This is a genomic window from Enterobacter sp. PI-10 (genome assembly GCF_027947695.1).
GTDB classification, from domain to species: domain Bacteria; phylum Pseudomonadota; class Gammaproteobacteria; order Enterobacterales; family Enterobacteriaceae; genus Enterobacter; species Enterobacter vonholyi.
Genome location: NZ_JAJNOG010000001.1, coordinates 544,460 through 555,852, shown reverse-complemented (window position 1 = coordinate 555,852; position 11,393 = coordinate 544,460). Strand labels below are relative to the sequence as shown.

9 protein-coding genes are annotated in these 11,393 nt (G+C 57.9%); 2 read left to right on the top strand and 7 right to left on the bottom strand.

Annotated elements, in window-relative coordinates; genetic code table 11:
• The first annotated feature begins 74 nt into the window (after positions 1–74).
• Positions 75–995 carry a L,D-transpeptidase gene (gene ldtB / locus LRM19_RS02745; protein WP_023335026.1) on the top strand — a complete coding sequence of 307 codons (921 nt, stop codon included), beginning with the start codon at positions 75–77 and terminating at the stop codon, positions 993–995.
• Between the two features lie 42 nt (positions 996–1,037).
• On the opposite strand, the gene LRM19_RS02740 is transcribed toward ldtB, so the two are convergent.
• Genes LRM19_RS02740 through LRM19_RS02730 form a run of 3 tightly spaced genes read right to left on the bottom strand, consistent with a single transcriptional unit; the run spans position 1,038 to position 4,520 of the window.
• Positions 1,038–1,754, bottom strand: coding sequence for a GntR family transcriptional regulator (locus tag LRM19_RS02740; protein ID WP_271367253.1), 717 nt, complete (start codon positions 1,752–1,754; stop codon positions 1,038–1,040).
• A gap of 15 nt (positions 1,755–1,769) precedes the next feature.
• Positions 1,770–3,092: a PTS sugar transporter subunit IIC gene (locus tag LRM19_RS02735; RefSeq protein WP_271367251.1), complete on the bottom strand. Its 1,323-nt coding sequence runs from the start codon at positions 3,090–3,092 to the stop codon at positions 1,770–1,772.
• A gap of 51 nt (positions 3,093–3,143) precedes the next feature.
• Positions 3,144–4,520, bottom strand: a complete 1,377-nt coding sequence (locus LRM19_RS02730) for a glycoside hydrolase family 1 protein (RefSeq protein ID WP_115874564.1) — start codon at positions 4,518–4,520, stop codon at positions 3,144–3,146.
• 298 nt (positions 4,521–4,818) lie between these two features.
• Between LRM19_RS02730 and LRM19_RS02725 the strand changes: the two genes are divergently transcribed.
• Entirely contained in the window at positions 4,819–5,922 is a 1,104-nt protein-coding gene (locus LRM19_RS02725) for a M14 family metallopeptidase (RefSeq protein ID WP_271367249.1), read from the top strand.
• Between the two features lie 113 nt (positions 5,923–6,035).
• On the opposite strand, the gene LRM19_RS02720 is transcribed toward LRM19_RS02725, so the two are convergent.
• The 4 genes from LRM19_RS02720 to LRM19_RS02705 all read right to left on the bottom strand — a co-directional run bounded on the left by LRM19_RS02720 (position 6,036) and on the right by LRM19_RS02705 (position 11,367).
• Positions 6,036–7,076 carry an aldo/keto reductase gene (locus LRM19_RS02720; RefSeq protein ID WP_271367247.1) on the bottom strand — a complete coding sequence of 347 codons (1,041 nt, stop codon included), beginning with the start codon at positions 7,074–7,076 and terminating at the stop codon, positions 6,036–6,038.
• A 105-nt stretch (positions 7,077–7,181) separates the two neighbouring features.
• Complete coding sequence (locus tag LRM19_RS02715; RefSeq protein WP_271367246.1) at positions 7,182–8,705, bottom strand: efflux transporter outer membrane subunit; 1,524 nt, start codon at positions 8,703–8,705, stop codon at positions 7,182–7,184.
• Positions 8,705–10,276 carry a DHA2 family efflux MFS transporter permease subunit gene (locus LRM19_RS02710; RefSeq protein ID WP_271367244.1) on the bottom strand — a complete coding sequence of 524 codons (1,572 nt, stop codon included), beginning with the start codon at positions 10,274–10,276 and terminating at the stop codon, positions 8,705–8,707. The genes LRM19_RS02715 and LRM19_RS02710 overlap by 1 nt, the downstream gene beginning before the upstream one ends.
• Positions 10,273–11,367 carry an HlyD family secretion protein gene (locus LRM19_RS02705; RefSeq protein ID WP_271367243.1) on the bottom strand — a complete coding sequence of 365 codons (1,095 nt, stop codon included), beginning with the start codon at positions 11,365–11,367 and terminating at the stop codon, positions 10,273–10,275. Before LRM19_RS02705 ends, LRM19_RS02710 begins: the two co-directional genes overlap by 4 nt.
• Positions 11,368–11,393: the final 26 nt, after the last annotated feature.

Here is an 11,393-nt window from a genome sequence, read left to right as displayed (position 1 = left end):
ACATATAATGCGCTCCCATCACAGATTCAGACTTATCAACTCATCGCCAGAATGGCTTAGATACCTCGCACAACATGAATATGAAATTAACAACGCTTTTTGCGGCGGCGTTAGCCGTAGTAGGTTTTTGTAAGACCGCGTCTGCGGTGACGTATCCCCTGCCAACAGACGGTAGCCGTCTGGTAGGCCAGAACCAGGTTGTGACGGTACCAGAAGGTAACTCTCAGCCGCTGGAGTATTTCGCGGCGCAGTACCAGCTGGGCCTGTCTAACATGCTGGAAGCAAACCCGGGCGTTGACCCGTATCTGCCAAAAGCGGGTACCGTGCTGAATATTCCTCAGCAGCTGATCCTGCCGGATACCGTTCATGAAGGTATCGTGATTAACAGCGCCGAAATGCGTCTGTATTACTACCCGAAAGGCACCAACACCGTTATCGTGCTGCCAATCGGTATCGGCCAGCTGGGTAAAGACACCCCGATGAACTGGACCACGAAAGTCGAGCGTAAGAAAGCGGGCCCAACCTGGACGCCGACTGCCAAAATGCACGCGGAATACATCGCTGCGGGCGAACCGCTGCCAGCCGTAGTACCGGCAGGCCCGGATAACCCGATGGGTCTGTATGCCCTGTACATTGGTCGCCTGTACGCTATCCACGGTACTAACGCCAACTTCGGTATCGGCCTGCGCGTGAGCCACGGCTGCGTGCGCCTGCGTAACGATGACATTAAATTCCTGTTCGAAAACGTGCCGGTCGGTACGCGCGTGCAGTTCATCAACGAACCGGTGAAAGCGACCTCTGAGCCAGACGGCAGCCGCTACATTGAAGTGCACAACCCGCTGTCCACCAGCGAAGACCAGATCAACAACAACGAAGTCGTCCCTGTTACGCTGAACAGCGCGGTACAGGCGGTGACTTCTCAGCCTGACGTAGAAACGGCGATTGTTGACCAGGCCGTTCAGAACCGCTCCGGTATGCCGGTGCGTTTGAACTGATAGAGAAGCATTAAAAAAGCGGGCCTCGTTGCCCGCTTTTTTTTACCCGTTATTCACGATCACAATCCCGCCGTGGTCGTACCGATAGTGACAGTGGGCATACTCCAGCGCTGTGCCATCTTCCAGATAAATGACCTGCTCCACCTCCAGAACCGGATCGGTTTCCTCGCAGACCAGATGCTCCCTGTCCAGCGCGCTGGGCTTAAGCGCCCGCACCACCCGATACGACCCCATAATTTTCAGCCCCAGCGTCTCCTGCACGTACTGGAACACTGAACCTCCAAGATGGTTTTTCGTCAGGCCCGGCACCAGATTCATCGGCATCACCGTGGAATCCAGCGACATAGGTTCACCGTTCAGCAAACGCAGGCGAATGAAGTCATAGATCGGCGCATCGGCATTGATCATCAGCGACGCCTGCTCTTTCTCGTTCGGGAAGCGCAGTTCGAAATGCACCACCTGGCTCGTGACCGTACCCAGATGCGCCCAGGTTTTAGTCGCGCCGAAGTAGTCGCTGCCGGAGAGATCCCACTGCGAGAGCTGGAGGAAGTTTTTGCGGATAAACGTGCCCTGGCCCTGACGGGTATAGACCAGACCTTCGACGATCAGCTGGCGCATCGCCTGCTGAATGGTCATCCGGCTGGTGCTGAACTCCGCCGCCAGCGCAAACTGGTCCGGGAGCGGTTCATTGGCGGCGTACTTCTGGCTGATAATGCGTTTCTTGATTTCCCGCGCTATGGTGATGTACTTCGCCGCCATCGTCCTTCCTTTCAGTTAGTTTTCTATCCCGCTGTTTTTCAAGGCCACTCGCTCGGCAATTTTGAGGAAAGGCAGGTAGAAGAATACACCAAATACGATGATTGCCAACTGCACCACTACCGCCCGCCAGTCCCCTGCCGTCGCCAGCCAGGCGCTGAGAATCGGGGGCGTGGTCCACGGGATCATCACCACGCAGCGCGACATTAACCCCAGCGTGGTACAGAGCCAGGCGACGTAAATGCCTATCGCGGGCAGCAGCACAAACGGGATCATCAGCGGCAGGTTAAACACAATCGGCAGGCCAAAAATCACCGGTTCGTTGATGTTAAACAGGCCCGGCGCCAGCGACAGACGCGCCACCTGCTTCGCCGACTTTTGTCGGGAGAAGATAAAGATGGCAATCAGCAGCGAGATGGTGCTGCCCGTCCCGCCCACCATGCCAAAGGTCGGCACGAAGATGTTGTTGATGATGTGCGGGATCGGCTGGCCGTTGGCGAAGGCCAGCATGTTCTCGTTGGTGTTGATCAGCAGGAACGGCTCCAGCACCACGCTGTTAACGACTGACTGATGAATGCCGAGCGTGAACAGGAAGTTACCGAAGCTGTAGATAAAAATCGTCCCCGGCAGGCTGGTGTTGATCAGCCGCAGCGGCTGCTGGATAAAGGTCGTAATGAGATGGATCAGGTCCGTATGCAACACGTTTGCCAGTATCGCCGCCAGCACCGCGAACAGGGAGAGCGTGAGGATCGTCGGGATCAGAGCGGTAAAGGATTTGCTCACCGCCGGGGGCACATTTTCCCCGAGCGAAATGTGCAGCGCCTTCAGGCGCGAAATAGCGATGAACACTTCCGTTGAGAGCAGCCCAATCAGCACCCCGGCGAAAATGCCGGTTGAGCCGATATTGGCGAACGTCAGCATCTGCGTGACGTTCACCGCAGCGTCGCTGCCAACGGGCGTAACCTGTAAGCGCATCGGCATCATGATGATAAAACTGCTGACGGCGATAACCACTGCCGAGACCGGATTGCCGAAATCTTTGTTGCGCGCCAGCGACCAGGCAATCATCGGGGCCAACAGCAGCGCGGCGATGTTCAGCGTGCCGTTGATAATCGCCTCGCCCCACACCTTACACTGCGCGAGCGTGTCGCCGTGAAAAATCCACGGAAACACCACGTTGTTCACCAGCACCGCCAGACCGGCGAGGATGAAAATGGGCATCACCGTGGCGAAGGCGTCGCGCAGGGAGCGAAGGTGCACCTGGTTTGCCAGGCGCGCCGAGAACTCTACAAATTTATCGACAAAAGACTGCATGTGCGGTGTTATTTTTGTTTCAGACATAGCGGATATTTCCCATCAATCAGTCACAAAAACGGCCCGGCAGCGTACGGCTTACATCTCGCGTCCGTTGGTATGGATAACCTGTTTTAACCACGCGTAGCTCTTCTTCGGCACGCGCTTCAGGTCTTTCAGGTCGTGGTTTTCACGGTTGACATAGACCACGCCGTAGCGCTTACGCATGTCGCCCTGGGAGCTGAGAATGTCGATTAACCCCCAGCCGAGGTAGCCGATAACTTCTGCTCCGTCTTCGAACATCGCCTCTTTCATGGCATTGATATGCGCCCGGTGGTAGTCAATGCGGTAGGTGTCCTCAATCGGGTTCACGCCGTCCCAGGACTCAATCACCCCGATGCCGTTTTCGATCGGGAACACCGGCAGGCGCCAGTCGTTGTAATAACGGGTAATGATGGTGCGAAAACCGAGCGGGTCGATCTGCCAGTTCCACTCGGTGGCTTTCAGGTACGGATTGTTTTTCTCGCCGTGCAGCAGGTAATAGTTCACGGGCGTGCCTTCCGGGATCGCATCGCTGTCCAGCGTTTTACTGGCGTAGTAGCTGAAGGCCATATAGTCGTTTTTGGTGCGCGCCAGCAGCGCTAAATCTTCAGCGCGGTAGATATCGCCGAAGCCCTCCTGCTCCACCACCGCCATCACCGCCGGGCTGTAGCCCTGCCCGGCAAAGACGCGCAGGAGGTTCTGGTTGAGGAACTCGTCGTACTGCTGGGCGCAGAAAATATCGCGCGGTTTGCAGGTGGCCGGGTAGATCAGCTGGTGCGCCAGCATGCCACCCATCAGCTGGCCCGGTTTGGTCTGGTGCAGGTATTCGGTCAGCGACATGTGCGCCACCATGGTGTGGTGCTGCAGCTCGTACAGCTCGCGCAGGGTTTTCTCCCCTTTCATGTAGCCGGATATGCGAAACGCTTCCGGCATATGGAAGATGTTCTGCTCGTTGAAGGTCAGCCAGTACTTCACGCGATCGCCATAGCAGTCGATCATCTTTTTGCCGTAGCGGATAAAGGCGTCCATCACGCGGCGGTCGTTGAAGCCGTTGTATTCCAGCGCCAGCGCCAGCGGCATATCGAAGTGGTACAGGCAGATCATCGGCTCGATGCCGCGGGCGATGAGATCGTCGATAAAGCGGTCGTAAAACGCGATGCCTTCGTCGTTGAACGGGCCGTCACCCAGCGGGCAGACGCGGCTCCATGAGATCTGGAAGCGGTAGCAGTTCATCCCCAGATCCTGCATCAGGTCGAAATCCTCCCGGTAGCGGTGATAGGAGTCGGTCGCCACTTTCCAGTCGGAGACATTCTCCCCGGCTTCACGAATGTCGTACACAGACATCCCCTTTCCGCCCTCATTCCAGGCACCTTCCGTCTGCATGCTCGATACCGAGTTGCCCCATAAAAAGTTTGCCGGCAGCTGATTGTTCATGGTCTCTCCCTATATGACTAGTCATTTAAAAATTCATGACTAGTCATATAGGTGAAGATGGCATGTCGATCAAAGCGGAGGATCGTTTTTTGTGAGACATGTCGGAAAGAAAACGTCGGGCAGGAAATGAATCGCGCAAACCCTGTTATTGAAGCCGGTGCCTTAGTCTATGCAAAATCACATTTCCCGCTCGTGCCGCTGGCTGGCCTCAAAAAATCACTATTAACTTAATGAGCACGAACCACGGCCCAGGCCGGAAAATTAAAATCTTAACTCTATCAAATGGAAAATGACGCTCATGAAGATATCTACTGGCCGTATCGCATTCGCTCTCAGCTTAGCGCTGCCATGCTCAATGGCTTACGCGGCAACGGTGTATACGGGTGATAAGGTACAAGGAGTGCCGGTCATCTCGACTCTGGATGTATCAGACCTGACAGCAGGACAACATCGCTTCATGTTCGAGGGGGTTGAGACAGGAACGGGACAGCGCTGGTATGTACCCATCATGGTGGCAAAAGGGAAAACGGACGGGAAGAAAGTTCTGCTGCAGGCGGGCGTCCATGGAGATGAGCTAAACGGAGTGCGCATCGTACAAAAAGTGATGGAACAACTGGACCCTGCAAAAATGAACGGCAGCGTTATTGGCATTATTGGTCCAAACCGTTCTGGCCTTGAAAGGGTCTCCCGGACATGGTCCGTTTCAACCGATGGGGGTGAGACGATCGACTACAACCGCGTGCATCCGGGAAAAGAAACGGGTAACCCTGCCGAGCGTCAGGCATGGATGATGTGGAATAACGTTTACAAGGGAAATGTCGACCTGGCAATTGACTATCACACCCAGTCTACCGGAACGGCTTATCCGCTGTTTATTTATGCCGACTACCGCAATGCGGATGCCCGGACTATTGCAGAACTTTTTCCGGCAGAACAAATTAAGAAAGATCCCGGTGAAGCCGGCTCAATGGAAACCACCTTTATTCAAAATGGTATCCCGGCGATAACGGCCGAGACGGGAGAGCCGAGGATTTACCAGCAGGATATGATTGCCCGGGGTGTAGAAGGTGCCCGCAATGTACTGATCCATTATAAGGTGATTGAAGGCAAAATCGGCGCAACCGCCAGCAGCAATAAAACGTATATTGGTAATGCTATCAGTTCAATACGAGCGACCACGGGTGGGTTTGCGGAAGTATTCGTTAAGCCCGGCGATACGGTAAAAGCAGGACAAGAAGTCGCCCTGCAGCGAAATGCATTCGGTGATGTTGTCGCGAAGTATTCAGCAGAGCGGGACGGCAAAGTACTGTCAGTTGGAACGGATGTAGTAAGAGAACCCCGAGCCCTGCTGGTAAGAGTTCTTGAGCAAAATCCAGCGGCAACCTGCAAAGACGGTTGCTGATTTCCGCCAGAGCCCATCGTTGAATCGGCAAAAGCATGCTCAGTGAAATAAGCCGCTTTCGCCGATTGCTGTAACGATGGGCAAAGAAATTTAAAATCACCTGATGAAAAAGGTTACTGTTGCGCCAGCTGATTGCGGCGATATTCCCCCTGACGCTCCAGCATCCAGCCAGGGTATTCCCGCGGCAGCGCGCTCACCGCATCAAGCTGTTTGAGCTCGTCTTCGCTTAAGCGGATCCTGGTCGCTGCGATATTGTCGTCCAGCTGTTCGACGCGTTTGGCCCCGATAATCACACTGGTCACGGCTTTTTGATGCAGCAGCCAGGCCAGCGCAATTTGCGCGACTGAGACGCCCTTGCTTTCGGCGATAGTGCGCATCACGTCCACGCAGTCGAAGGCGCGGTCTTTATTCACCGGCGGGAAGTCGAACTCCAGACGGCGACCACCGGCTTCGCTCTGCCCGTCGCGGCCATATTTTCCGCTCAGCAGGCCGCCTGCCAGCGGGCTCCAGACCATCAGCCCGACGCCTTCGCTCTGCATCATCGGCACCAGCTCGCGCTCAAGATCGCGTCCGGCGATGGTGTAATACGCCTGGAGGGATGCGAAACGCGCCAGTCCGAGACGCTCGGAAATGCCCAGCGCTTTGGCAATCTGCCACGCCGCCCAGTTCGAGACGCCGATATATCGCACGTGGCCGTGCTGCACCAGGTTATCCAGCGCATACAGTGTCTCTTCAATCGGCGTGGCCGGGTCGAAGCCGTGCAGCTGATAGAGATCGATATGATCGAGCTGCAGGCGGCGCAGGCTCTCCTTCACGCTGCTGATGATGTGATAGCGCGAGCTGCCGCGCGAGTTCACCCCTGCCGTTCCGGTTTCGCCGAACACTTTGGTCGCGACCACCACGTTCTCGCGAGGGATTTTCAGGTTTTTCAGCGCCTGGCCGACGATCTCCTCCGAACGCCCTTCCGAGTAAACGTCCGCGGTATCGATAAAGTTGATCCCGGCATCCAGCGCGCGGCCCACCAGCTGTTCTGCTTCGCTTTGCTGGAGCTGTCCAATCTTGCCCCACATGCCGCCTTCACCGCCGAAGGTCATGGTGCCGAGGCAGAGTTCAGAAACGAACAGTCCGGTATTGCCCAGTTTTTGATAACGCATAAGATAATCCTCGCATATCGTTTAAGGGGTACACGATAGTTATACCCGCCCCTCAGCCATCGCGAATGTGGTGTTCCTGTCCGTTTCTTGCCCAATCCTCTGAATTTATCCGCGCGGGGCGTCGCCAAAGACGCTGTAGTCCGGTAATTGCACCTGCTGATACGGTTCCCAGCCGCCGCCGAGCGCCTTGTAGAGCGCCACCAGATCGAGGGCGCTTTGCACCTGCGCCTGCGCGCGCTGCTGCTGGGCCTGCGCCAGCTGACGCTGGGCGTCCAGCACGTCGATAAAGCTGGCGATCCCCTGGCGGTAGCTGTCGCTGGCTAAATCGAAGGCGTTTTGCAGGGCATCAATGGTTTTCGCCAGGCCCGCCTCACGCTGCTGGTCGGTGCGATAGCTCACCAGCGCATTTTCGACATCGCCAAGCGCGGTGAGCACCGTCTGACGATAGTCCAGCACCGCCGCCCCCTGCTGCGCGCGCGCCACCTTCACGCTGGAGACCAGCCGCCCGCCCTGGAAGATGGGAATGGAGACCTGCGGGCCAAAGCTGTAGAAGTGGCTGCTCCAATCGGTCAGCCAGTTGGTTTCGCTGTTGCGCAGGCCAAACTGCCCGGAGAGGGTAAAGCTCGGGAACAGCTCCGCCACCGAGACGCCAATTTGCGCCGTGGCAGCATGGAGGTTCGCCTCAGCTTCGCGCACGTCCGGACGCCGTCGCGCAAGCGTCGACGGAATGCCGGTCTGCACGATATCCGGCAGCGCGGGCATCGGCTGCGCGGATTGTAGTTCGGCATCCAGCGCCCCCGGCGGCTTGCCGAGAAGGATCGCCAGGCCGTTCATCGCCTGCCGCTCCTGCGCCTGATACTGCGGCAGTTGCGCTTCGAGGTTGCCCAGCTGCGCCCGGGCGTTTTCCACGTCCATCTGTGGAGACAGTCCGCCGCGCTGGCGGCTTTCGGTAAGATCCAGCGTCTGCTGCGCGCTTTTAATCTGGGTGTTCAGCGTGGCGATAATGCTCTGCGCCCCGCGCAGCTGGAGCCACGCGCGCGCCACTTCCGCCTCCAGCGACACCAGCGCGTCGTTACGCTGCTCGATAGCGGCTTTCTGCTGCGCTTCGGCGGCTTCCACCTGCCGGCGTACCTTGCCCCACAGGTCGATTTCCCACTGGGCGTCGAAGCTGCCCTGGTAGAGGTTGATCGGCTGCGTCAGGGGGCCTAACGCGCCCCGCAGCTCAGGATCGACATTATCCAGCTGGTCGTACACGCCGTGGGACTTCAGTTCCCCTTCCAGCCCAAGCTGCTGACGCGTCGCCTGCAGATTGCCGTTCACCGACGGGTAAAACGCCCCGCCCGCCTGGTTAATCTGCTCACGCGCTCCGGCGATGCGCAGCACCGTCTGCTGCAGCGTCAGGTTCCCGGCGATGGCGCGCTCAACCAGGCTATCTAACTGCGGCGAACCGAAGGTTTTCCACCAGCGCGGGTTTGTCGCGGCGGAGGTCGTCTGCGATTTTACCGTGCTGTCGACCTTATCGTTCCAGTGCGTGACGGCGGGCGGCGCGGGCTGCTGGTAGTCCGGCCCGACGGCGCAGCCTGCCAGCAGCATCATTATCATCAGGGGGTGTAAACGTCTGTGTATCATCAATGTGCTCCTGCACTCCCCTCGCTCTTAACCGGCGAGAGCAACAAACAAAACGGAATCAGTAACAAGGCCACGGCGCTCAGGATGGTAAAGACGTCGATGTAGGCCAAAAAGCGCGACTGCTCAATCATGGTCTGGTACATGCGTCCGGTGGCAATCCCGATGGGGTCCCCTACCTGGGTGGTGAAGTTCTGGATTGCCTGGGCGCTTTCGCGTATTGCCAGCTGGAACTGCTCGTTAAACGGCGAGGCGTGGTACGCAAGGTGCGCACTGTGCGCCTGAGACCGTTCGGTGATGGCCGCCGTCGACAGCGAGATCCCGACCGAGCCCGCCACGTTGCGGAACATGGTGAACAGAGCCGCCGCGTCGGCATTCAGCCGTCTTGGGATCGAAATAAAGGCAATGGTGGTCAGGGGCACAAACAGGAATCCCAGCCCCAGCGACTGGGCGCTGCGGAACAGCACCAGCGTCTCGAAGTCGATATCCGGGGTCAGCGTGCGCGACCAGAAGAACGACACCGCCAGACAGGTAAAGCCAAAGGCGATAATCCAGCGCGTCTGTACAACCGGCATCAGCTTCAGCACCAGCGGAATAGTCAGCACAATCAGCACCGCCCCGGGCGACAGCACCAGCCCGGACCAGGTGGCGGTATAGCCCAGGTCCTGCTGCGCCAGCTGCGGGATCACCACAGAACTGCCGTACAAAATCATCGCCATCCCCGCCATCAGCAGGCTGGAGATGGCAAAGTTGCGGTCCTTCATGCAGTGCAGATCCACCACCGGTTTTCTGGCATACACCAGCCAGTAAATGGCACCGATAATGCCGATAAGCGTTAACACCGCGAAGGTACGAATAAAGTTCGAGTAGAACCAGTCCTCATCTTCCCCCCGGTCAAGCATCACCTGCAGGCAGCCCAGCCCCAGGGCGATCAGGCCGATCCCCGTCCAGTCGATAGTCAGCTTCTCTTTTGATTTGCTCTCCCACGGCGGATCTTCCAGCAGCTGGTAGATCGCCAGCACCGTGACAATCCCCACCGGAATATTGATAAAGAACACCCAGCGCCAGGAGTAGTTGTCGGTGATCCAGCCGCCCAGCGTCGGGCCGAGGACCGGTGCAACGATAATCGCGATGGATGAGAGCCCAAACGCTTTGCCCCTGTCCTCCGGCTTGAAGTAGTCGAGTAGCACCGACTGCTGCGTGGGCTGCAGCCCGCCGCCAAAAAAGCCCTGCATCACGCGGAACAGGATGATCTGCCACAGCTCGGTGGCAATCCCGCACAGAAACGAGCAGACGGTAAACATGACGATGCAGATCAGGAAGAACTGCTTGCGGCCGAACACGCGGCTCAGAAACGCCGAGATGGGCAACACGATGCCGTTCGCGACCAGGTAGCTGGTTAATACCCAGGTAGATTCGTCATAGCTGGACGAGAGCGAACCCGCCACGTGGGGCAGCGCCACGTTGACGATGGTGGTGTCCAGAATTTCCATAAACACCGCCAGGGTGACGACAATCGCCACCGCCCACGGATTGCTGGCGGGCTTCCAGCTGTCGTGGCTGTGATCCGTCATTCCACCGTCACCTTCGGTGCAACCGACAGCCCCAGCGGCAGCGGTTTGTTCAGATCGAGGCCTTTATCAATCACGATTTTGACCGGCACGCGCTGCACAATTTTGACGAAGTTACCGGTGGCATTTTCTGCCGGGAAGGCGGAGAAGCGCGAGCCGCTGCCCTGCTGGATACTGTCTACGTGCCCCTCAAGCTCCATATCCGGCCACGCGTCGACGGACACGGTGACCTTATCGCCCGGCTTCATGCGCTCAAGCTGGGACTCTTTGAAGTTCGCCACCACCCACACGTTCGGCGAAACCAGTGAGAACAGCGCCGTTCCCGCCTGCACCAGGGTGCCGGGCTGCACGTTGCGTTTGGTGACAAATCCGTCGAACGGGGCGCGGACTTCGGTGTAAGAGAGATTCAGATTGGCCGTTTCAAGCTGCGCTTTCGCCTGATCGACCTGACGCTCGCGCGCTTCAACGTTGGTTTCCTGCTGGCGGATTTGCAGCTGTACCTGCTCTGCCACTTCCAGCTGCGCCTGGGCGCTGGCCAGCCCTGCCTGGGCGCTACGCAGCTGAGCGTTCGCGGAATCAATGCTTTGCTGGGTGGTTGCCCGCGGGTCGACGCCGCGCTGGCGACGGTACTCCGCCTGTGCGTTAGCCAGATCGGCCTGCGCTTTCAGCACCTGCGCTTTGGCTTCGTCACGCTGGGCGGGATACTGGACTTTTGAAAGCGCCAGCTGCGCCTGGGCCTGATGCAGCTGCGCGATAGCCAGCCCAAGCTGGGCCTGGGCCTGATCGCGCTGCGCGGTGGTATCTCGCGGATCGATGACCACCAGCAGATCGCCCTTTTTCACGCGCTGGTTATCGCGCACCCGAAGCTCGGTGACGTAGCCCGCCGTTTTCGGGGCAATCGTCACCACGTCGCCGTCGGTAAAGGCGTCGTCAGTCGTCTCTTCGTTACGGGTTAAAAACCACCAGACCAGCGCCACGACAACCATTACCACGACGACAATGCCGAGGATAATTAACGGTTTCTTGCCCGGGCGCTTACGCTCATTATTGTTTTTGTCCTGCTCGTCAGCAGGCGGGTTTTGATCTTCAGCCATAGTTCAGCAACGGTCCTGTCAGTGAG

Bases quoted from the DNA above. Each gene is read 5' to 3' on its own strand.
- ldtB (WP_023335026.1), top strand. From the start codon at position 75: ATGAATATGAAATTAACAACGCTTTTTGCGGCGGCGTTAGCCGTAGTA.
- LRM19_RS02740 (WP_271367253.1), bottom strand. From the start codon at position 1,754: ATGGCGGCGAAGTACATCACCATAGCGCGGGAAATCAAGAAACGCATT.
- LRM19_RS02735 (WP_271367251.1), bottom strand. From the start codon at position 3,092: ATGTCTGAAACAAAAATAACACCGCACATGCAGTCTTTTGTCGATAAA.
- LRM19_RS02730 (WP_115874564.1), bottom strand. From the start codon at position 4,520: ATGAACAATCAGCTGCCGGCAAACTTTTTATGGGGCAACTCGGTATCG.
- LRM19_RS02725 (WP_271367249.1), top strand. From the start codon at position 4,819: ATGAAGATATCTACTGGCCGTATCGCATTCGCTCTCAGCTTAGCGCTG.
- LRM19_RS02720 (WP_271367247.1), bottom strand. From the start codon at position 7,076: ATGCGTTATCAAAAACTGGGCAATACCGGACTGTTCGTTTCTGAACTC.
- LRM19_RS02715 (WP_271367246.1), bottom strand. From the start codon at position 8,705: ATGATACACAGACGTTTACACCCCCTGATGATAATGATGCTGCTGGCA.
- LRM19_RS02710 (WP_271367244.1), bottom strand. From the start codon at position 10,276: ATGACGGATCACAGCCACGACAGCTGGAAGCCCGCCAGCAATCCGTGG.
- LRM19_RS02705 (WP_271367243.1), bottom strand. From the start codon at position 11,367: ATGGCTGAAGATCAAAACCCGCCTGCTGACGAGCAGGACAAAAACAAT.